Origin of the sequence: Xanthomonas sp. DAR 80977, assembly GCF_041240605.1 — a bacterium.
Classification (GTDB): domain Bacteria; phylum Pseudomonadota; class Gammaproteobacteria; order Xanthomonadales; family Xanthomonadaceae; genus Xanthomonas_A; species Xanthomonas_A bundabergensis.
The window spans coordinates 5,281,127-5,302,541 of sequence record NZ_CP162487.1; the positions used below are offsets into that span (position 1 = coordinate 5,281,127).

A 21,415-nucleotide genomic window follows, 5' to 3' on the forward strand; every position below is an offset into this window, starting at 1 on the left:
AATTGCCTGGGAGGGTAGTTATGACAGTTGTGGAGAAGCGGCCGCGCCGCTTCGGAATCTTCGGACAACTCTGGTTCCAGGTGCTGGTCGGCACGCTGATCGGCGTGCTGCTGGGCTGGCTGGCGCCGGAGACCGGCACCGCGATGAAACCCTTCGGCGACGCCTTCATCAAGCTGATCCGGATGATGATCGGGCCGATCATCTTCGTCACCGTGGTGCACGGCATCGCCGGCATGCGCGACATGCGCAGCGTGGGCCGGCTTGCGCTGAAATCGCTGATCTACTTCGAGGCGATCACCATCCTGGCGCTGATCGTCGGCCTGGTCGCGGTCGACCTGTGGCAGCCCGGCGCCGGCATGAACATCGACCCGGCCAGCCTGGACGGCAACAGCATCAAGAACTACGTCAATACCGCGCACGACCAGTCGGTCAGCGCCTACCTGATGAACATCATCCCGACCACGCTGGTCAGCGCCTTCACCGAGGCGCACGTGTTGCAGGTGCTGTTCGTGTCGGTGCTGTTCGGGGTCGGCCTGGCGGCGATCGGCGAGCGCGGCGAGCCGGTGATGCGGGTGATCGAAGGCACCTCGCAGACGCTGTTCCGGGTCATCGGCTACGTCATGTACTTCGCCCCGATCGGCGCGTTCGGCGCGATCGCCTTCACCGTCGGCCAGTTCGGCGCCGACTCGCTGATGGCGCTGGGCGAACTGATCATCGAGTTCTTCATGGTCTGCGCGCTGTTCACCGTGGTCGTGCTCGGCGCGGTGTGCTGGTGGTGCGGGGTCAGCCTGTGGCGGCTGCTGGTGTACATCCGCGACGAGATCGTCATCGTCGCCGCCACCACCTCCACCGAGACGGTGCTGCCGCGGCTGATCGAGAAGATGAAGAAGCTCGGCTGCGAGGAGGGCGTGGTCGGCTTCGTGATCCCCGCCGGCTATTCGTTCAACCTCGACGGCACCTGCCTGTACCTGACCACGGTGGCGGTGTTCCTGGCGCAGGCCACCAATACGCCACTGACCGTCTGGCACGAACTGGGCCTGATCGCGGTGCTGCTGCTCACCTCCAAGGGCGCGGCCGGCGTGGCCGGGGCGGCGTTCGTGGTGCTGGCGGCGACGCTGTCCACCACCGGCACCATCCCGGTGGCGAGCATCGCGCTGATCCTGGGCATCCACCGCATCCTGGCCGAGGGCCTGACCTTCGTGAATCTGGTCGGCAACTCGGTGGCCACCATCGTGATCGCCAAGTGGGAAGGCAAGCTCGACCACGCCGTGCTCGCCGAGCACGTCGGCAACCGCGCGCTGCGCCGCCGCCACCCGGTCGCCGCCACGCACCCCTGATCGCCTGCCCCGGCGGCGCCGGGGCGCCATCCGACATCGCCGTTCCGGCCGCGAGGCCGGACAGGAGGCTCTGTGTCCCGCACCACCCCTTCCATGCTGGCCCTGCTGCTGGGCGGACTCGCCAGCGGCGCCATCGCACCGGCGCTGGCGCAGTCCGCGCCGTCCGCCACGCCCACCGCCAAGGCCGGCAAGGCGCCCGACGGCGTCGACCTGAGCTTCGACTTCGTCGGCAACGTGGCCGGCAATCCCGTCGGCGGCGTCGAGCAGGGCACCGCCGCCTCGTACTGGTTCATGGCCCAGTCCAGGTTCGACCTGGACACGCTGTTCGGCGTGCGCAACACCGAGGTCGACGTGCAGGCCGCGTGGTTGGCCGGCGACAACCTGGCGCGCGAGGAGATCGGCAGCTCGATCAGCGTGCAGCAGACCTGGCGACCGGTCGCCGGCGGGCGCCTGACCCGGCTCACCGTCAAGCACCGCTTCGACAACGGCCTGAGCGTCATCGTCGGCCGCGCGCCGCTGAACAGCTATTTCAATAGCTCGCCGCTCAACTGCGTATTCATGAGCAACGCGATCTGCCTGACTCCGTTCGGCCCGATCACCGACATCGGCATCACCGCCTACCCCAACGCATCGTGGGCGGCGATGCTGCGTTACGACTTCGATGCGCGCTGGTACGCGCAGGCCGGCGTGTTCGACTACGACAACGCGCTCAATGCCGCCGGCAAGAACGGCCTGGACTTCTCCCTGGGGCAAGGCACCGGCACCCTCAGCGCCGGCGAGATCGGCTACCAGAGCAGCTCCGCCGACGCACGCCTGCCGCGCACCGTCCGCATCGGCGCCTATCGCAACAGCGACGGCGGCAAGAGCCCGTACTTCGACGTCAACGGCAACTCCGCCGGACTCACCGGCAAGGCCTTCGCCAGCCTGGACGGCGCCCGCACCGGCGCCTACGCGATGGCCGACCAGACCGTGTGGCGCGGCGCGGGCAAGCGCAACCTGGCGCTGTTCGGGCGCTACTTCGTCAACACCGGCAACGTCGCCGCGGTGCAGTACTTCGCCGCCGCCGGGCTGGTGAAGACCGGCACCTTCGCCGGCCGCGACCAGGACACGTTCGCGCTGTTCGTCTCCGACACCCACTTCGATCCCGAGCAGATGGCCTACCTGCGCGACCGCCGCATCCGCCACGGCGGCAGCGGCACGCCGCACAACGACGAGATCCTGGGCGAGATCAGCTACGGCTACGCGCTGCGGCCCGGCATCGTGCTGACGCCCAACCTGCAGTACGTGATCAATCCCGATCCGATCTACGCCCCCACCCGCATCACCGACATCCCCGATGCGCTGGTCCTGGGACTGCGCGTGGACGTGCATTTCGCCCAGCTGTTCGGCTGGTGACTCCTTCCCTCCCCCACCGAGGCTTCCCATGATCATCGACTGCCACGGCCACTACACCACCGCGCCGGCCGCGCACGACGCCTTCCGCAAGGCGCAGGTCGCGCATTTCGACGACCCCGCACAGCCCGCGCCGGACTATCCGCATATCTCCGACGACGCGATCCGCGACAGCGTCGAGCAACACCAACTGCGGCTGCTGCGCGAACGCGGCGCCGACATGACCATCTTCTCGCCGCGTGCCAGCACCATGGCCCACCACATCGGCGACGAGGCGGTGAGCCAGGCCTGGACCCGGCGCTGCAACGACCTGATCGCGCGCGTGGTGCAACTGTACCCGGACAGCTTCATCGGCGTGTGCCAGCTGCCGCAGTCGCCGCACGTGCCGATCGCGCATTCGATCGCCGAGCTGGAGCGCTGCGTGAACCAGCTCGGCTTCGTCGGCTGCAACCTCAACCCGGATCCGTCCGGCGGCCACTGGACCGGCCTGCCGCTGACCGACAAGGCCTGGTACCCGTTCTTCGAGAAGATGGTCGAACTCGACGTGCCGGCGATGGTGCACGTGTCCGGCAGCTGCAACGCCAACTTCCACGCCACCGGCGCGCACTACCTCAACGCCGACACCACCGCGTTCATGCAGTTCCTGCAGGGCGACCTGTTCCGCGACTTCCCGGAGCTGCGCTTCGTCATCCCCCACGGCGGCGGCGCGGTGCCCTACCACTGGGGCCGCTTCCGCGGCCTGGCCGACATGCTCGGCAAGCCGCCGTTGGCCGAGCACGTGATGAAGAACGTGTTCTTCGACACCTGCGTCTATCATCAGCCCGGCATCGACCTGCTGTTCGAGGTGATCGACATCGACAACATCCTGTTCGGCTCGGAGATGGTGGGCGCGGTGCGCGGCATCGATCCGCAGACCGGCCACCATTTCGACGACACCAAGCGCTACATCGACGCGCTGGCGATATCCGACGCCGACAAGCGCAAGGTGTTCGAAGGCAACGCGCGGCGCGTGTACCCGCGCCTGGATGCGCAACTGAAGGCGAGGGGGGTGTGATGGGGACGCTGGCGACGAACACGTTCCGCAAGGATGCCGACTGGCTGGATTTCGACCCGGCCCCGAGCAAGCCGCGCTTCGTGCCGCCGCCGGGCGCGGTGGACGCGCACTGCCACGTGTTCGGCCCGGGCGCGGTGTTCCCGTATGCGCCCGAGCGCAAGTACACGCCCTGCGACGCCGGCAAGGAGCGGCTGTTCGCGCTGCGCGATTTCCTCGGCTTCGAACGCAACGTGATCGTGCAGGCCACCTGCCACGGCGCCGACAACCGCGCCCTGGTCGATGCGCTGCGCGCCGCCGGCGCGCGGGCGCGCGGCATCGCCACGGTGCGCGACAGCGTGGGCGACGCGGAACTGCGGGAACTGCACGATGCCGGCGTACGCGGGGTGCGCTTCAATTTCGTGCGCCGCCTGGTCGATCCCAAGCCCGACGCCTACTACCGCCGCATCATCGACCGCATCGCCGCGCTGGGCTGGCAGGTGGTGGTGTATTTCGAGGCGGCCGACCTGCAGGAGCGCTGGGATTTCTTCACCTCGCTGCCGACCACGGTGGTGGTCGACCACATGGGCCGGCCGGATGTGACCAAACCGGTGGACGGGCCGGAATTCCAGCGCTTCGTACGCCTGCTGGCCGAGCACGACAACATCTGGAGCAAGGTCAGCTGCCCGGAGCGGCTGTCGCGTTGCGGCCCGCCCGGCTACGACGACGTGGTGCCGTTCGCCAAGCACCTGGTCGAGCGCTTCCCCGAGCGCGTGCTATGGGGCACCGACTGGCCGCACCCGAACATGAAACAGCACATGCCCGACGACGGCGCGCTGGTCGACTTCATCCCCCGCATCGCGCCGACCGCCGAACTGCAGCGCAAGCTGCTGGTGGACAATCCGATGCGGTTGTATTGGTGAGGCCGGGATTGGGGATTGGGGATCGGCGGAAGCCGAGCGGCCATTCGCGGCCCCGGCTTCATAACCGGCGTCGCCGGGTCGGATCGGCACGCCGCAGCGGATGGGCTGGCCCGACCGCAGCGGGCGAAGCTGCCTGAGCCGATCGCAGCGAGGCCGCACACCACAAAGACGAAACCCGCCTTGCGGCGGGTTCCGTGTCGACCTCGAAAGGCGATCCAGCGATCAGTCGATCACTTGATCTTGCCTTCCTTGTACAGCACGTGCTTACGCACGACCGGGTCGTACTTCATCATTTCCATCTTCCCCGGAGTGTTCTTCTTGTTCTTGTCCGTGGTGTAGAAGTGGCCGGTGGCGGCCGAGGAAATCATACGGATCTTGTCACGCTTGCCTGCCATGATTGCTTACTCCTCAGACCTTTTCGCCGCGCGCGCGCAGCTCAGCCAGAACGGCGTCGATGCCGTTCTTGTCGATGGTGCGCAGCGCGTGCGCGGAAACCTTCAGCTTGACCCAGCGGTTCTCGCTGGCGACCCAGAAGCGGCGCTCGTGCAGGTTGGGCAGGAAGCGGCGACGGGTTCTGTTGTTGGCGTGGGAGACGTTGTTACCCGTCTGCACACGCTTGCCGGACACTTGGCATACGCGGGACATTACGCACCTCGATAGATAGTTTGAGTCGCCCATAGCCTGGGAGACGGCGGCCCCGGCAGCCTTGCGGGCCGCCACGCGACGTGGGAAATCAAGCGGTTACGCTGGAAGAGGCCGGCCGGAGATCGCGTATCCGGCCGCCGTTCCGACCGGAGCCGGGCACAGCGAGCCGCGCATTATGCACGGCTTTCCCTTGTGTCGCAAGCACTTACCGGCAGCGCGCGGGCCAGGCGCAGTTCCGCCCAGGCGCGCCGCGCCACCTGCCAGGCCGAGCGCAGGAACAGCAGCAGCAACGCCGCGGCGATCAGCAGGTCCGGCCAGCCGGCGCCGAACGCCCAGACCGCGACGCTGGCCACGATCACCGCGCCGCCCTCGTAGACGTCGTTGAGCGAGCACGCCCAGGCCGAGGCCAGGTTGATGTCGCCGCGGCGGTACGGCCACAGCAGGCGCAGGCACAGCAGGTTGGCGGCCAAATTCAGCGCCGCGGCCACGCCCATGCTCTCGAACAGCGGCAGCTGCGGGTGCAGCAGCTTCCAGCCGATGCCGGCGGCCACCGCCAGCGCCGCGGCCAGGATCAGCGCGGCCTTGAGCAGCGCCACCCGCGCCTTCGCCGCCAGGCTGGCGCCGACCACGGCCAGGCTCAGCGCATAGGTCAGCGCGTCGCCGAGGTTGTCCAGGCTGCCGGACAGCAGCGAGGCCGAGCCGCTGTGCCAGGCGCTGCCCAGCAGCATCGCGAAGGTGCCGGCGTTGATCGCCAGCACCCACCACAGCACCCGCCGCTGGCGGGCCTGCAGCGCCGCCACATCCAGGGTCTTGCCGCACCCGCAGCAACTGTCGGCCATGGATCACCTCGCAAGGGTCGGGGCGGCCACCGCTGCGGGCGCCGCTGCGGCATTGTCGCGCCGGTGCAGCCAGCGGTACAGCACCGGCAGCACCAGCAGGGTCAGCAGCGTGGAGGAGACGATGCCGCCGATCACCACCGTGGCCAGCGGCCGCTGCACCTCCGCGCCGGCACCGACGTTGAATGCCATCGGCACGAAGCCCAGCGCCGCCACCAGCGCGGTCATCAGCACCGGCCGCAGCCGCGCCAGGGCGCCTTCGCGCAAGGCCTGCGCCAGCGGCAGGCCGTCCTCGCGCAGCTTGCGCACGAAGGCGATCATCACCAGCCCGTTCAACACCGCCACCCCGGACAGCGCGATGAAGCCGACGCCGGCGGAGATCGACAGCGGGATGCCGCGCAGCGCCAGCGCGACCACGCCGCCGGTCAGCGCCAGCGGCACGCCGCTGAACACGATCGCCGCATCGCGCAGCGAGCCGAACGACCAGTACAGCAGGGCGAAGATCAGCAGCAGCGTGGCCGGCACCACCCAGGCCAGGCGCTGCCCGGCCGAGATCAGTTGCTCGAAGGTGCCGCCGTAGCCGATCCAGTAGCCGCTGGGCAGTTCCACCTCGGCGCCGACGCGGCGCTGCAGCTCGGCGACGAAACCGCCGAGGTCGCGGTCGCGCACGTTGGCGGTGACCACGATGCGGCGCTTGCCGTCCTCGCGGTTGATCTGGTTCGGCCCCAGCACCGTTTCGACTTTCGCCACCTCGCGCAGCGGCACGGTGATCGGCGCGCCGCTGCGCCAGCCGGGGGCGCGGCTGGATTCGTCGGCATCGCCACGCTCGCCGTCGCCGCGCAAGGGGATCGGCAGATCGGCCAGTGCCGCCGGGTCCCGGCGCAGCGCCTCCGGCAGGCGCACCACGATGGCGAAGCGGCGGTCGCCCTCGAACAGTTGCCCGGCGTCCTGCCCGCCGACCGCGGCCGCCACCGTGTCCTGCACCACGCCGGGATTGAGCCCATAGCCGGCCAGCGCGGTGCGGTCCGGCACCACGGTCAGCATCGGCAGGCCGGTGGCCTGCTCGAGCTTGACGTCGGCCGCGCCGGGCACGCTCCTGGCCACCTCCTCGATGCGCCGCCCGACCTGCACCAGCGTGTCCAGGTCGTCGCCGTAGAGCTTGATCGCCACGTCCGCGCGCACCCCGGAGATCAGCTCGTTCATGCGCATCTGGATCGGCTGGGTGAACTCGTAGTTGTTGCCGGGCAGCTGCTGCACCGCCGCCTCGATCTCGGCCAGCAACTGCGCCTTGGGCTTGCGCGGATCGGGCCATTGCGCGCGCGGCTTCATGATCAGGAAGGTGTCGGCCACCGACGGCGGCATCGGGTCGGTGGCGACCTCGGCGGTGCCGAGCTTGCCGAACACGTGCGCCACTTCCGGGAACTGCTTGATCCGCCGCTCCAGCGTGGACTGCATGACGATCGCCTGTTCCAGGCTGGTGCCGGGGATGCGCAGCGCGTGCAGGGCGATGTCGCCTTCGTCGAGGTTGGGAATGAACTCGGTGCCCAGCCGCGTGGCCAGCACGCCGCACAGCAGCACCAGCGCCAGCGCGCCGGCGCCGATCCAGCGCGCATGGCGCAGCGCGCCGTCCAGCAGCGGCGCATACGCCTGCCGCGCCCAGCGCATCGCGCGGTTCTCGTGCTCGGCCACCTTGCCACCCAGGGTCAGCGCGATCGCCGCCGGCACGAACGTCAGCGACAGCAGCATCGCCCCGGTCAGCGCCAGCACCACGGTGATCGCCATCGGGTGGAACATCTTGCCTTCGATGCCGGTCAGCGCGAACACCGGCAGGTACACCGCGGCGATGATGCCCACGCCGAACAGGCTGGGGCGGATCACCTCGACGGTGGCCTGCGCGGTCAGCTCGAAGCGCTCGGCGGCGCTGAGCACCCGGCCCAGGCGCTGCTGCGCCTGGCCGAAGCGGCTCAGGCAGTTCTCCACGATGATCACCGCGCCATCGACGATCAGGCCGAAATCCAGCGCGCCCAGGCTCATCAGGTTGCCGGACACGCCGCCGCGGACCATGCCGGTGAGGGTGAACAGCATCGCCAGCGGGATCACCGCCGCGGTGATCAGCGCCGCGCGGAAATTGCCCAGCAACAGGAACAGCACCGCGATGACCAGCAGCGCGCCCTCGACCAGGTTCTTGGCCACGGTGGCGATGGTGCGGTCCACCAGCGCGGTGCGGTCGTACACCGGCACCGCCTGCACGCCCGGCGGCAGGCTGCGGTTGGCCTGCTCGAGCCTGGCCGCCGAGGCCTGCGCCACCGCGCGGCTGTTGGCGCCGACCAGCATGAACACCGTGCCCAGCACCACCTCGCTGCCGTCCTGGGTGGCGGCGCCGGTGCGCAGCTCCGGTCCCTCGCCGACCTCGGCCACGTCGCGCACCCGGATCGGCACGCCTTCGCGCCGGTCCAGCACGATCGCGCCGATCTCGGCGATGCCGCCGACCTGCCCCGGCACCCGCACCAGGAACTGCTGGCCGTTGCGCTCGATGTAGCCGGCGCCGACGTTGCGGTTGTTGGCCTCGACCGCGCGCGCCACGTCGTCCAGGGTGAACCCGAGCGCGACCAGCCGCGCCGGATCCGGGGTGATGTGGATCTGCCGCGCATAGCCGCCGATGGTGTTGACCTCGGTGACGCCGGGCACGTTGCGCAGCTGCGGCCGCACCACCCAGTCCTGCAGCGTGCGCAGGTCGGTGGCGGTCCATGCCGTGCCGTCGGGCTTGCGCGCGTTGGGCTTGGCCTCGACCGTGTACATGAAGATTTCGCCCAGGCCGGTGGCGATCGGCCCCAGCTGCGGTTCCAGCGCCGGCGGCAGTTGCGACTTCACCTGCTGCAGTCGCTCGGCCACCTGCTGCCGGGCGAAATACAGGTCGGTGCCGTCGGCGAACACCGCGGTGACCTGCGACAGCCCGTAGCGCGACAGCGAGCGCGTGGATTCGAGCCCGGGCAAGCCGGCCAGCACCGTCTCCAGCGGGAAGGTGACGCGCTGCTCGGCCTCCAGCGGCGAATAGCCCGGCGCGGCGGTGTTGACCTGCACCTGCACGTTGGTGATGTCCGGCGTGGCGTCGATCGGCAGCCGCGAGAAACTCCACGCGCCGATCGCGATCAGTACCCCGGTCAGCGCCAGCATCAGCCAGCGCTGCGCGATGGCGAAACGGATCAGCTTAGCGAGCATGATGGCGGCCTCCGTTGGTCGAGGACGCTGCCTTTGGAACCGTCATGCCGGTGACGGTGTTGCCTTGGCTGTTGCTTTTTGCTTCTGCCTTGCCGGGCCCCTTCGGTGTGGCGCAGGCACGAGGCAAAAACCCGAAGGGCGGCGCGCAGGATGCGCGCCGTTTTTCGCAGGCACATGGATGTGCCTTCGAAAAATGCCTCGTGCCTGCGCGTACCCGCGCGTAGCGCGGGCACACCGCAGGGTGTGCTTTCTTTTGGTTGCTTTTCTTTGCACAAGCAAAGAAAAGTGACTCGCGCCCGCAAGGGCGAGAAAGCTGTTGTTCTTGTTGCCGAAGCCCGGTCCCTTCCGCCCCCATTTCAAGTAACGGAAAACCAAGCACCACGCACGACGTGGAAAAAGAAGCCATCGAAAACCAGGACAAGCGATCAATGCTCATGCGACGCCCCCGACTTCTCGATGTCCGCCTTGACCAGGTAGCTCTGCTCCACCACCACCTCGTCGCCGGCCGTCAGCCCGGACAGCACCTGCACCTGCCGCGCATCGCGCGCGCCCAGCTGCAGCGGCCGCGCCTCGTAGGTATCGCCCACCCGCACGAACACCACGTCCCAGTCGCGGAAGGTCTGCAGGGCGGACGCCGGCACCACCAGCTCGGCCGGCTGCTGCGCCACCGTCACCCGCGCCTTCACCGCCGAACCCGGCCGCCACAAACCGTCCGCGTTGCGCAGCAGCGCGCGCGCCACCGTGCTCTGGCTGGCGGTGGCGGTGCCCGGCAGCACGCGCTCCAGCGTGGTCTGCGCGACGGTGCCGTCGCTGATCCGGGTCACCGTCACCGGTGCGCCGGCGGCGATGTGCCCGGCATCGGCGCCGAAGATGTGTAGGTCCACCCACAGCGTGGACAGGTCGGCGATCTCGAACAGCGCCTGGCCCTCGCCGGCATTGCTGCCCAGGCTGGCGTTGCGCGCCAGCACGGTGCCGGCGATCGGCGCGACGACGGTGTACGTCGTCAGGCTGAGGTTGCTCTCCACCGTGGCCAGCGCCTGCCCGGCGCGCACGCGGTCGCCGACATTGGCGCGCAGGCTGCGCACCGGGCCGGGGAAGCGCGCGGTGGCCTGCGCCTGGGCGCCTTCGGCCGGGGTCAGCAGGCCCTGCACCTCGTGCTCGTCGGCGATGCTGCCGGGGCCGACCGGCGCCACGCGGATACCGGCATCGGCGGCGATCGCGGCCGCGATCCGGGTGCGGCCCTCGTAGCTGGGATAGGTCCAGCGCAGCGGCCTGCCCTGCACCGTGGCGCGCACCTCCACGTCGAAGGAATGCGGCTCGCGCACCACGCTGTCGGCCAGCAGGCTGCCGTCGTCGCGCGCGCGCAGGCGGTGCGTCTCGGTCGCGCCGCCCAGGCGCTTGAGCTGCACCTCGACGCTGCCGGCGCCGGGCGGCAACGGCTTGCCGTCGCGGTACAGCCAGGCCTGGTAGGTCGGCGGCGTGCCGTCCTCGGCGATCGCCAGTTCGACCGCGGCGCCGTCCTGCTCGAGCAGGCGGCCGCCGTGCGCGCCCTTGCGCGCTTCCTCGGCATGGGCCTCGCCGGCGGCGCCGTGCGCGTCGGTTGCGTCGTGGCCGGTGTCGTCACCGGCGCTGGAGCAGCCGCCGAGCAGCAGCCCAAGCAATAGCGGCGCGATCAGCGCAGCGGATTCGAGTTTCATCGTAGGGCGTCCTGAAAGACGCCGGCGGCGAGCGCCAGGCGTCGGGAGAAGGGGGTCGGAAGCGATGGCATTCGCCGGCGCCGCGTGGCGCGGCTCGCGCGGCGGCATCGCAGGCGGCGGATCCTTGCGATCGGCGCTGGCGATCGCCGTACCCGCACAACGGCCGGAATCGGACGGCGCCACGTACAGCGCCAGCGCTGCATGCCGCGCGCGACGCTGGCGCAGCGCGCGGCGCAGTGCGGCTAACGCGAAGATGGTCGCGCCGATCGGCAACCGCTGGCACGAGGCAGGTGCGACGCTGCCGCTGGCCTGCTGCACGAACCACGGCAATGGACATCCCTGCACCGGTGCGGCGGCGGACGGCAACGCATTGCGGATGCGCAAAAGCAGCGAACGGCTCATCGCGGCGCCTCCGCCGCGCGCGCGATCACGAACGGCTGCCCGGTCAGGCGCTGGATCTCGATCAGCGCGGTCTGCGCCTCGATCGCCGCGGCGAGCTGTTGCCGCCGCGCATCGCCGTGCTGCGCCTGCAGCTGCGCCCACTCCAGATAGCTGATCGCGCCGCCGCGGTAGGCGCGCTCGGCGGCGGCCTCGGCACGCGCCAGTTTCGGCAGTACGTCGCCGCGCATGCGCGCCACTTCCAGCTGTGCCGCGCGGTAGCGGCCATGCGCGTCGGCGAGCGTGGAATACAGCGCCAGCGCCTGCGCCTCGCGCTCCACGCCGAGCAGGTCGCGCTCGGCCTCGGCGGCGCGGATCTCCGGCAGCGCGCGCGCCGCGCTGCCCAACGGCAGCGAGACCCCGGCGACCAGGGCGGTGGCGTCGCCGTCCTGCAGCCGGCGCACGCCGAACTGCCAGTCCAGGTCCGGCCGCGCCTGGCTGCGTGCCAGGCGTAACCGCGCCTCGCGCACGCGCGCCTCGCCGGCGAAGCGCGCCAGTTCCGGGGTGGCGTCGAGCACGCCGGCCAGCACGGCGAAGTCCGGCACCGCCGGCAGCGCCAGCGGATCGCCGGCCACCCGCGCGAAGCCCGGATCGCGCTCGCCCCACAGCACCGACAGGTGGCGGCGCGCGGCATCGTGCTCCTGTTGCGCGCGGTCGCGCTCCAGTTCCGCACGCGCCTGCAACGCCTGCGCGGTCAGCAGCACCGATTCGGGCGAGGCGCCGGCCTGCAGCCGCTGCCGCGCCGCGGCGACGGTGCGCTGGCGCTGCGCCTGGTCGGCGGCGGCGATGGCCTGGCGCTGCGCGGCGGCGGCGATCGCCAGGTAGCGGCGCGCGACCTCGGCGAGCAGGTCCAGCCGCGCCAGTTCGCGCTGCGGCGCCAGCGCGTCGATGCGCGCCTGGGCCAGGGTCCTGCGCGCGTCGAGCTTGCCGCCGCGTTCGAGCACGCCGGCCAGGGTGACGGTCAGTTCGGCCTGGTCCAGGCCGCGCGCGTCGCCGCTGCCGAAGGCGTTCTCCAGTTCGGCGCCCAGCCGCAACGGCGGACGCAGCGCGTCGCGCTCGGCCTCGGCGGCGAGCACACGCTGCTGGCCGTCGGCCAGGCGCAGGTCGGGATGGGTCCGGGCGACGCGGGCGAAGGCGTCGTCCAGGGTGAGCACAGCATCGGGCGGCACGGCCTGCGCCCACGCGCAGGGCGCGACCGCGAAGGCGGCAACAGCCGCCAGTCGCAACCACATGGGATGTCTCCGGAGTCGGGGATCGATGGACGGGCCGGCAGCCGCCGGCGGTGCATCAAGCCGCGATCGGAGGCCGCAGCGGGGTGTCCAGCAGGTGCGAGCGGTAGTCCTGGTGCGCGGCCGCCGGGCGCAGCAGCGCCGGCAACGGCACGCCTTCCCAGGCCAGCGACGACAACAGCGCCGGGCTCTGCCCATGGCAGTAGCCGCTGTGCATCAGCGCATGCAGCAGGCCGGCGCCATCGCGCTCGCCGCTGCCGTCGCCGTCGCCGTCGCCGCGGTGCGGCGTGTCCTCGTCCACGTGCGCCTGGTCGTGCGCCAAGGCATGGACGTCGCCCAGCGCGCAGGCCACCGGCGCCACCAGCACGCCCAGCGCCAGCATCGCCAGCGCGATCAGGCGCAGCAACGGGTGCAACAGGCGGGCACGGCGGATGGACATGGCGCCAGCCTAGCGATGCGGGCGGGGTTACACAATCGCAGGTGGCGCGGATCGCGACGGCGAGGGTCTTTCATTTGACGCTGGCGGCCGGACCTTCATCCGGCGCTGAAGGTCGTGCCTTGATGCGCTGCTGACGGGCTTGCCCTCATCCGATGCCTGGTCATCTGGCGCTGGCGGCTGCGCCCCAAGCTGCGCGAGCGGTCGTACCCTCATCCGGCGCGGCGCGCCACCTTCTCCCGGTGGGAGAAGGGAGAGGCGTCGCGCGTTTTATGCGCCGCGGCGGCTATTCGGGCTTGGCCTGGGCGGACTTGCGGGTGACGGGCCTGCTGCTTGCCCTCGGCGATGATGGTCGCGGCCTGATCCGACGCTGGCAGTTGCCGTCTCGCTGGCGGTCGCGCCCTCGCTGCTGACGGCGCGCTCGCTGGCGGTCGTACCCTCATCCAGCGCGGGTTCTTGCACCCCACGCTGCGCGAGCGGTCGTACCTTCATCCGGCGCTGCGCGCCACCTTCTCCCGGTGGGAGAAGGGAGAGGCGTCGCGCGTTTTATGCGCCGCGGCGGCTATTCGGGCTTGGCCGCGGCGGACTTGCGGGTGACGGCTTGCTGCTTGCCCTCGGCGATGATGGTCGCGGCCTGATCCGACGCTGGCAGTTGCCGTCTCGCTGGCGGTCGCGCCCTCGCGGGTGACAGCGCGCTCGCTGGCGGTCGTACCCTCATCCGGCGTGGGTTCTTGCCCCCCCCTGCGCGAGCGGTCGCACCCTCATCCGGCGCTGCGCGCCACCTTCTCCCGATGGGAGAAGGGAGCGCGCGCGGCGGCTATTCGGGCTTGGCCTGGGCGGACTTGCGGGTGGCGGCCTGCTGCTTGCTCTCGGCGATGAACGCGCGCACCTGCTGCTGCAACAGCGGCAGCGGCACCGAGCCCTGCTTCAGCACCGCGTCGTGGAAGGCCTTGATGTCGAAGTCCGCGCCCAGCTCCCGCTCGGCCTCGGCGCGCAGCTTGAGGATGGCGATCTCGCCGAGCTTGTAGCTCAGCGCCTGCCCCGGCCAGGAGATGTAGCGGTCGACCTCGGTGGTGACCTCGTGCTCGCTGAGCGCGGTGTGCTCGCGCAGGTAGGCCAGCGCCTGCTCGCGGCTCCAGCCCTTGTGGTGCACGCCGGTGTCGATCACCAGCCGGCAGGCGCGCCACATCTCGTAGCTGAGCCGGCCGAAATCCTCGTACGGGGTCTCGTAGATGCCCATCTCCTTGCCCAGTTTCTCGGTGTACAGCGCCCAGCCCTCGCCGTAGGCGGAGATGTAGTTCTCGCGGCGGAACGCCGGCTGCGCGCCCTGCTCTTCGGCCAGCGCGCCCTGCAGCGAGTGGCCGGGTGAGGATTCGTGCAGGGTCAGCGCCGGCAGGTTGTACAGCGGACGCGACGGCAGGTTGTAGGTGTTGAGCCAGTAGGTGCCCACGCCGCCGCGGCCGGCGGTCCAGAACGGCGCGATCTCCGGCGGCACCGGCACGATGGTGAAGCGTCCGCGCGGCAGCGTGCCGATGAACTTGCCGACTTCCCCGTCCACGCGCTTGGCGATCCAGGCGGCGCGGTCGAGCAGTTCCTGTGGCGTCTTGACGTAGAACTGCGGGTCGGTGCGCAGGAACTGCAGGAACGCCGGGAAGGTCTGCTGCCCGGCCGGCGGCTTGAAGCCGACCTGCCGGATGATCGCGTCCATCTCCTTCTGGATCCGCGCCACTTCCTGCAGGCCGAGCTGGTGGATCTGCTCGGGGCGCATCTCCAGCGTGGTGTATTCGCGGATCTGCTGCTGGTAGTAGGCCTTGCCGTCGGGCAGCGCCTCGGCGGCGAGCGTGGTGCGCGCCTGCGGCACGTACTCTTCGCGATAGAAGCGCAGCAGCTGCGCATAGGCCGGGATCACCTTGTCGCGGATCGCCGCCTGCGCCTGTTCGCGCAACTGCTGCTGCTCGGCCGCCGGGATCTGTGCCGGCAGCTGCTTGAACGGTGCGTACAGCGCCGCGGCGGTGGGGTCCTTGAGCTCGGCGACGCCGGCGATCGAACCGTCGCGCCCTTCCAGCACCGCGCGCGGCACGCTGAAGCCGCGCTTGAGCCCGGCGCGCATGTTGTCGGTCTGCTGCGCGAAATAGCGTGGCACGTCGTTTAGCCGCGCGATGTAGGCGCGGTACTCGGCCGGCGTGCGCAACGTGCGCCGCGCCATGAAGCCCAGGTCCGACCAGAACGAGCTGTCGGAGTTGAACGGCATCTCGTAGGCGCGCAGGCGCACCGCGGCGGCGAGGTTCTCGATCTGCGGGCGGTACACCGCCAGGTTGACCCGGTTGTCGGCCGACAGCTGCGCCGGGTCGATCGCATCGAGCTGGCGCAGCACGTCGTCCCACACCTTCAGCCGCGCCGCCTGTGCCGCCGCGCCGACGTCGGGCAGCCGCTGGTTGTCGCCGCTGCTGTCGCTGTCCTCGTCGGCCTGCCCGACCTGCGCCTGCCGCCATGTCCACTCCTTCTCGTAGATGGCCTGGAAGCGGGCATCGGTGGCGGACGCGGCCGCCGCCGCAGGCGGCGTTGCCGGCGGTGCGGCCAGCGCCGGCGCGGACAGCGCCAGGGCGAGCAACAGGGAAGCGGCCAGCGGGGTCTTGGCGATCGGCATGGGCGGCAACAGGCAGGTGGGAACGGGATCCCGATGATCGCACCCCGGGCGCGGCAGGGGGTGGGCCGGAAGTCCTGCCGCGACGGAACGCGCGGCCTCAGGCATCCGGCCGCGCAACGCGAGGCATTCCCCGACACGGCGCACAGACTCCGGCCGACTGGCGTCAGCCGCCGATCCCGGCACGCTGCATGCCATGCCTCCGCTCGCCCATTCCGCAGGACATGCCGCATTGCGCCGCGGCCGCCACGACGAGGCCGGGCGCATCTATCTGTTGACCATGGTGACCTTCCAACGCGCACCGCTGTTTTCGGACTGGCGTTGCGCACGTGCCGCGGCTGCCTGCCTTTCCGCACCGGGCAGCTGGCCAGACGTGCGCCTGCTGTGTTGGGTATTGATGCCCGATCATTGGCATGGCCTGGTCGAACTGCATGCGAGCGCGACGCTGTCCGACGCACTGCAACGCGCCAAGGGCCGCTGCGCCCACGCAGTGAATCGCGCACGCGGTCGCGGCGGCAGGGTCTGGTCGCCGGGATTCCACGACCGTGCACTGCGGCGCGAGGACGACATGCTGACCGCGGCACGCTACATCGTCGCCAATCCGTTGCGCGCCGGCTTGGTCCGTCGTCTAGGCGACTACCCGTATTGGGATGCGATCTGGTTGCCCGCGCATGAGGGAGCGAAAGCGGTCGCGGCTGAAGCCGCTCCTACAGGGAGCCGTGCTCTTCTGTAGGAGCGGCTTCAGCCGCGACAAGATCCCCGTCGGAACTGGAAAGCGCGACCGCAGCAGCCTCAATGCGACGCGCGGTCGCGGTGCCAGCCGCGGTGCTTGATGTCCAGGTACAGGCTGTAGAAGGCGGTGAAGGCGGGGAACAGGTTCTGCAGCACGCCGACCGAGTCCTGCTTGGCCGAGAACAGGAAGTAGCTCAGCGTCATCAGGCTGCCGACCACGCTCATGTACCAGAACAGGCGCGGGATCACCGGCTTGCCGGCGCGCTTGGAGGCGACGAACTGCACCAGCCAGCGGCCGCCGAACATCAGCGCGCCGACGTAGCCGATCAGTTTCCAGCCGGTGACGTGCAGTCCGGTCCAGTACAGCGCCTGGATCGGTTCGTTGAGGAAGTGCACTTCCATCTCAGCGCTCCTGCACCACGGTGCGGCGGCTGCGCGCGATCAGCCAGGCCACGCCGCGCAGGTCGCGGATGCCGACCAGCGCGCGGTTGAGGTTGTTGTACTTGGACACGCCGGAGGTGCGGTGGCGGTGGTTCACCGGCACGCTCAGGGTCCGCCAGCCGGCGCGCTGCATCAGCGCCGGCAGGTAGCGGTGCATGTGGTCGAAGTACGGCAGGTCCAGGAACGCGTCGCGCTCGAACAGCTTGATGCCGCAGCCGGTGTCGGGGGTGTCGTCGCGCAGCATGCGCGCGCGGATCGCGTTGGCCCACTTGGAGGCCCAGCGCTTGCTGCCCGAATCCTGCCGCGACACGCGCCAGCCGGCGAACAGCTTGACCTGCGCGTCCGCGGCCGCGCGCGCGGCGAGCAGCTTGGGGATGTCGGCCGGGTCGTTCTGGCCGTCGCCGTCGAGGGTGGCGATCCATGCGCCGCGCGCGGCCTTGACCCCGTTGCGCACCGCGGTGCTCTGCCCGCTCTGGGTGACGTGGTGCAGCACCCGCAGTTCCGGCACGCTCGCCTTCAGCCCGTCCAGCACGGCCAGGGTGTCGTCGCGCGAATGGTCGTCGACATAGACGATCTCGAAATCGGTCACGCCGCGCAGCGCGGCGACGATCTCGGCCACCAGCGGCGGCACGTTGTCGCGCTCGTTGAACACCGGGACGACGACGGAAAGGGAAGGCTGGTTCATGGCTCGATTGGGCTCGACGGCAACGCAAGGGGGAGACGCAAAAAGACCGCGCATTGTGCCCCGGGCCGGTGACCCGGGGCTGAAGGTTCAGGCCGCGGCGCCGAAATAATCGCGGCACCACTGCACCACCTGCGGCAGCCCGACCTCGATCGGGGTGCTCGGATCGAAGCCGAACGCCGCATGCGCGCGCGCAGTATCGGCCATCGTCTCGACCATGTCGCCTGGCTGCATCGGCCTGTAAAGCTTCTCGGCGGCGCGGCCGGCGGCGGCCTCGATCACGCCGATGAAGCGCTCCAGCTCGACCGGGGTGTGGTTGCCCAGGTTGAACACGCGGTGCGGCACGGGGTCCGCCGAGGGGTGGTCGAGCGCACCGAGCACGCCGGCGACGATGTCGGCGACGAAGGTGAAGTCGCGGCGCATGCGCCCGTGGTTGAACACCTCGATCGGGCGCCCGGCCAGCACCGCGCGGCTGAACAGCAGCGGCGCCATGTCCGGCCGGCCCCAGGGGCCGTACACGGTGAAGAAGCGCAGGCCGGTGGCGCGCAGGCCGTACAGCTGCGCATAGGTGTAGGCCATCAGCTCGTTGGCGGCCTTGGTCGCCGCGTACAGCGAGCGCGGCTGGTCGATGCGCTGGTCCTCGGAGAACGGCGGGGTCGCCGAATCGCCGTACACCGAGCTGCTCGAGGCGTATGCCAGGTGCTGCACGCCACGGTGCCGGCACAGTTCCAGCACGTTGACGAAGCCGACCAGGTTGCTGTCGACGTAGGCGTAGGGGTTCTGCAGCGAATAGCGCACCCCCGCCTGCGCGGCCAGGTGCACCACGCGTTCGGGCCGGATCTCGTCGAACAGCGCGGTGAGGCCGTCGCGGTCGGCGAGGTCGAGCCGGCGGAGATCGACCTGCGGGCACAGCGCGGCGACGCGGTCGCGCTTGAGCTGCGGGTCGTAGTAGTCGTTGTAGTTGTCCAGCCCCACCACGGTCTCGCCGCGCGCGGCCAGCGCGCGGCAGGTATAGGCGCCGACGAAGCCCGCGGCACCGGTAACGAGAATGGTCATGGCAGGGATCCTGGGGAATGCGGGGGGACGGGGTTGCGGAGCGGGCGCAGCACTCAGAACAGGCCGAAGCGCTTCCTGGCCACGTTGACCCGGCCGGGTTCGACGATGTCGCCGACGCCCTTGGCGTCGAAGCGGTCCAGCAAGGCCTCGCTGCCCTTCTTCAGCTTGAGCGCCATCTCTTCCGGATACAGCGGCACGATGGTCATGAACACGATGGTCTTGTCCGCATCGATGACCAGCTCGCCGAACGCCTCCGGCGCGCTCACCGGCGGCAGCACGATCGCCCCGTCGAAACCGACGCCGGGGGCGTACGGCTCGGCCGGGTCGCCATTGGGAACGGTGTGGCCGAAGCCCAGCCAGGTGGCGTGCTTGTGCGGCAGCCGCGTCAGGGTCTTGAGCAGGCGGATCGGCCAGTAGTGGCGTTCGTCCTCGAAGTCCTGCTGCCGCAGCGGCCAGTCGGCCGGCAGGCTCAGCATCAGTTCCATGTGCCGCGGCGCCTCCACCCCCTCGGACAGCGTCATCGGCAGGTCGCTCATGCCCGAGGTCACCAGCCGCAGGTACGGCACGTCCGCGCAGGCCGGCACCACATGCACGTCGATGTGCACGGTGTCGGAGACGATCTCGTGCAGGACGCCCGCGATCGGCCCCAGATGCCGCTCGATATGCGCACTGATCTGCTCGATGCAGGAATCGCCGCCTGCCGGCGCGAAGTCCGTCTCCTGCGTGTGCAGCAGGATCGGGCTGCCGCCGGGGCTGATGTCGTCGTGCTGGTTGCTCATGCATTGCTCCCGGTTCGTGGCCAGCGGCCGCCGCGGGCATCGCGCCAGCCCGGGGCGATGGTCCGCGTGGCGTGGCGCAACTGGTTCCCTGGGGGCCCTCTGCGGCGGAAGGGCCTCAGCCCTGCCGTGCGCGCAGCCGCTCCAGCACGCCGTCGAGCGTGTCCAGGTCGGTGTAGTGGATCACCAGCTTGCCCTTGCCGCCGCGGCCGTGGGCGATGGCGACCTTGGTGCCCAGCGATTCGGACAGTTCGGTCTCCAGCGAGGCGATGTCGGCCTGCGGGGCGACGCGGCCGGGCTTGGCCTTGCGGTTGTTGGGCACCTTGCCGGCGGCGAACTGCTGCGCGCGGTGCTCGACCTCGCGCACCGACCAGCCCTGGTCGGCGGCGTCGGAAGCCAGCCGGCTGGCCAGTTCCGGCGACAGGGTCAGCAGCGCGCGCGCGTGGCCCATCTCCAGCCGGCCGGCCTCGAGCAGCGCGCGGATCGCCGGCGGCAGCTCCAGCAGGCGCAGCAGGTTGGACACCGAGGCGCGCGAGCGGCCCACCGCTTCGGCGGCCTCGGCGTGGGTCAGCGCGAATTCGTCGATCAGCCGCTGCAGCGCCTGCGCTTCCTCCAGCGGATTGAGGTCCTCGCGCTGGATGTTCTCGATCAGCGCCATGGCGATGACGGTGCGGTCGTCGAGTTCGCGCACCACCACCGGCACTTCGCTCAGCCCGGCCAGCTGCGAGGCGCGCCAGCGGCGTTCGCCGGCGACGATCTCGAACCTGCCCGGCTCCAGCTCGCGCGCCACGATCGGCTGGATCACGCCCTGTGCCTTGATCGACTCGGCCAGCTCCTGCAGCTTGCCCTCGTCCATCTCCTGGCGCGGCTGGTACTTGCCCGGCTGCAGCTGCCCGACCGGCAGCTGGCGCAGGCTCTCGCCGGGCTGCACCGCATCGTCGGAGGCCGGTGCGGCGGCCGCGGTGCCGCCCTTCGGGCCCAGCAGCGCTTCCAGGCCGCGGCCCAGGCCGCGCTTCTTCGCTCCGAGGGCGGGGGGCTTGGCGCTCATCAGACGGTCTCCACGGCCGTGGCGGCCTTGTTGCGTTCGTTGCGGCGGCGCACGATCTCGCCGGCCAGGCCGAGGTAGGCGACGCCGCCGCGCGAGGTGCGGTCGTAGCCGACGATGCTCTGGCCGTGGCTGGGCGCCTCGGCCAGGCGCACGTTGCGCGGCACGATGGTGCGGAACACCTTGTCGCCGAAATGGTTGGTCAGCTCCGCCGACACCGCGTTGGCCAGGTTGTTGCGCACGTCGAACATGGTGCGCAGCACGCCCTCGATCTCCAGGGTCGGATTGAGGTTGGCGCGCAGCGCCTCGATCGTCTCCAGCAGCGCGGTCAGCCCTTCCAGCGCGTAGTACTCGCACTGCATCGGCACGATGATCGAGTCGGCGGCGGTCAGCGCGTTCAAGGTCAGCAGCGACAGCGCCGGCGGGCAGTCGATCAGGATGAAGTCGTACTCGGCGCGCAGCGGCGCCAGCGCGGTCTTCAGCCGCTGCTCGCGCGCCGGCTGGTCCATCAGCTGGATCTCGGCGGCGGTCAGGTCGATGTTGCCGGGCAGCAGGTCGAAGCCTTCCGGCGCGGTCACCCGGATCTGCGCGGCGCTGCTCTCGCCCAGCAGCACGTCGCAGGTGGATGCGGCCAGCTCGCGCTTGTCGATGCCGCTGCCCATCGTCGCGTTGCCCTGCGAATCCAGGTCCACCAGCAGCACGCGCTGCGGCTGGCGCGCGAGCGCCGCCGCCAGGTTGACCGCCGTGGTGGTCTTGCCGACGCCGCCTTTCTGGTTGGCGATGGCGATGATGCGGGCCATGCGGGAGCCTCGTCGGCGATGGGTGGGACCGGGCATTATGCGGGCACACCCCCCCAT

At 70.5% G+C, this 21,415-nt stretch carries 20 protein-coding genes; 5 read left to right on the plus strand and 15 right to left on the minus strand.

The genetic code is table 11. The annotated features are described in order from the left end of the window. The first annotated feature begins 20 nt into the window (after positions 1-20). The 4 genes from dctA (at position 21) to AB3X10_RS22505 (ending at position 4,682) form a co-directional block, all read left to right on the plus strand. Positions 21-1,337 (plus strand): C4-dicarboxylate transporter DctA, encoded by a 1,317-nt coding sequence (gene dctA / locus AB3X10_RS22490; protein WP_369977700.1) that lies wholly within the window; start codon positions 21-23, stop codon positions 1,335-1,337. A 72-nt stretch (positions 1,338-1,409) separates the two neighbouring features. After that, entirely contained in the window at positions 1,410-2,732 is a 1,323-nt protein-coding gene (locus AB3X10_RS22495) for a carbohydrate porin (RefSeq protein ID WP_369977702.1), read from the plus strand. A 28-nt stretch (positions 2,733-2,760) separates the two neighbouring features. Continuing rightward, a complete protein-coding gene (locus tag AB3X10_RS22500) occupies positions 2,761-3,783 on the plus strand; it encodes an amidohydrolase family protein (protein WP_369977704.1) in 1,023 nt (340 codons plus the stop codon). After that, entirely contained in the window at positions 3,783-4,682 is a 900-nt protein-coding gene (locus AB3X10_RS22505) for an amidohydrolase family protein (RefSeq protein ID WP_369981966.1), read from the plus strand. The genes AB3X10_RS22500 and AB3X10_RS22505 overlap by 1 nt, the downstream gene beginning before the upstream one ends. A gap of 230 nt (positions 4,683-4,912) precedes the next feature. Here AB3X10_RS22505 and rpmG read toward each other — a convergent pair whose 3' ends face one another. The 9 genes from rpmG to AB3X10_RS22550 form a co-directional block, all read right to left on the minus strand. Continuing rightward, positions 4,913-5,080, minus strand: a complete 168-nt coding sequence (rpmG, locus tag AB3X10_RS22510) for a 50S ribosomal protein L33 (protein ID WP_170867542.1) — start codon at positions 5,078-5,080, stop codon at positions 4,913-4,915. Positions 5,081-5,090: 10 nt separating this feature from the next. After that, positions 5,091-5,327: a 50S ribosomal protein L28 gene (gene rpmB, locus AB3X10_RS22515; protein ID WP_145704052.1), complete on the minus strand. Its 237-nt coding sequence runs from the start codon at positions 5,325-5,327 to the stop codon at positions 5,091-5,093. A 173-nt stretch (positions 5,328-5,500) separates the two neighbouring features. Beyond that, the gene (locus AB3X10_RS22520) at positions 5,501-6,166 is read right to left on the minus strand and encodes a cation transporter (protein WP_369977706.1); all 666 of its coding nucleotides are present in this window, start codon (positions 6,164-6,166) and stop codon (positions 5,501-5,503) included. Positions 6,167-6,169: 3 nt separating this feature from the next. After that, positions 6,170-9,382 (minus strand): efflux RND transporter permease subunit, encoded by a 3,213-nt coding sequence (locus AB3X10_RS22525; protein ID WP_369977707.1) that lies wholly within the window; start codon positions 9,380-9,382, stop codon positions 6,170-6,172. Beyond that, complete coding sequence (locus tag AB3X10_RS22530; RefSeq protein WP_369977709.1) at positions 9,372-9,818, minus strand: hypothetical protein; 447 nt, start codon at positions 9,816-9,818, stop codon at positions 9,372-9,374. Before AB3X10_RS22530 ends, AB3X10_RS22525 begins: the two co-directional genes overlap by 11 nt. Beyond that, the gene (locus AB3X10_RS22535; protein ID WP_369977711.1) at positions 9,808-11,079 is read right to left on the minus strand and encodes an efflux RND transporter periplasmic adaptor subunit; all 1,272 of its coding nucleotides are present in this window, start codon (positions 11,077-11,079) and stop codon (positions 9,808-9,810) included. Before AB3X10_RS22535 ends, AB3X10_RS22530 begins: the two co-directional genes overlap by 11 nt. 398 nt (positions 11,080-11,477) lie before the next feature. Then, the gene (locus AB3X10_RS22540) at positions 11,478-12,749 is read right to left on the minus strand and encodes a TolC family protein (protein ID WP_369977712.1); all 1,272 of its coding nucleotides are present in this window, start codon (positions 12,747-12,749) and stop codon (positions 11,478-11,480) included. Positions 12,750-12,804: 55 nt separating this feature from the next. Further along, positions 12,805-13,185, minus strand: a complete 381-nt coding sequence (locus AB3X10_RS22545; RefSeq protein ID WP_369977713.1) for a hypothetical protein — start codon at positions 13,183-13,185, stop codon at positions 12,805-12,807. An 814-nt stretch (positions 13,186-13,999) separates the two neighbouring features. Further along, a complete protein-coding gene (locus tag AB3X10_RS22550; RefSeq protein ID WP_369977715.1) occupies positions 14,000-15,829 on the minus strand; it encodes a DUF885 domain-containing protein in 1,830 nt (609 codons plus the stop codon). A 193-nt stretch (positions 15,830-16,022) separates the two neighbouring features. Between AB3X10_RS22550 and AB3X10_RS22555 the strand changes: the two genes are divergently transcribed. Next, the gene (locus AB3X10_RS22555) at positions 16,023-16,559 is read left to right on the plus strand and encodes an REP-associated tyrosine transposase (RefSeq protein ID WP_369977717.1); all 537 of its coding nucleotides are present in this window, start codon (positions 16,023-16,025) and stop codon (positions 16,557-16,559) included. Positions 16,560-16,618: 59 nt separating this feature from the next. On the opposite strand, the gene AB3X10_RS22560 is transcribed toward AB3X10_RS22555, so the two are convergent. The 6 genes from AB3X10_RS22560 to AB3X10_RS22585 form a co-directional block, all read right to left on the minus strand. Then, positions 16,619-16,960 (minus strand): lipid-A-disaccharide synthase N-terminal domain-containing protein, encoded by a 342-nt coding sequence (locus AB3X10_RS22560; protein ID WP_263111488.1) that lies wholly within the window; start codon positions 16,958-16,960, stop codon positions 16,619-16,621. Between the two features lies 1 nt (position 16,961). Further along, positions 16,962-17,684: a glycosyltransferase family 2 protein gene (locus tag AB3X10_RS22565; protein WP_369977718.1), complete on the minus strand. Its 723-nt coding sequence runs from the start codon at positions 17,682-17,684 to the stop codon at positions 16,962-16,964. An 87-nt stretch (positions 17,685-17,771) separates the two neighbouring features. After that, positions 17,772-18,737, minus strand: a complete 966-nt coding sequence (locus tag AB3X10_RS22570; protein ID WP_369977720.1) for an NAD-dependent epimerase/dehydratase family protein — start codon at positions 18,735-18,737, stop codon at positions 17,772-17,774. Positions 18,738-18,790: 53 nt separating this feature from the next. Beyond that, positions 18,791-19,516 carry a suppressor of fused domain protein gene (locus tag AB3X10_RS22575; protein WP_369977722.1) on the minus strand — a complete coding sequence of 242 codons (726 nt, stop codon included), beginning with the start codon at positions 19,514-19,516 and terminating at the stop codon, positions 18,791-18,793. A 115-nt stretch (positions 19,517-19,631) separates the two neighbouring features. Next, the gene (locus AB3X10_RS22580; RefSeq protein ID WP_369977724.1) at positions 19,632-20,561 is read right to left on the minus strand and encodes a ParB/RepB/Spo0J family partition protein; all 930 of its coding nucleotides are present in this window, start codon (positions 20,559-20,561) and stop codon (positions 19,632-19,634) included. Next, on the minus strand, positions 20,561-21,358 hold the full coding sequence (locus AB3X10_RS22585) for a ParA family protein (RefSeq protein WP_369977726.1): 798 nt from the start codon (positions 21,356-21,358) through the stop codon (positions 20,561-20,563). Before AB3X10_RS22585 ends, AB3X10_RS22580 begins: the two co-directional genes overlap by 1 nt. Positions 21,359-21,415 lie beyond the last annotated feature (57 nt).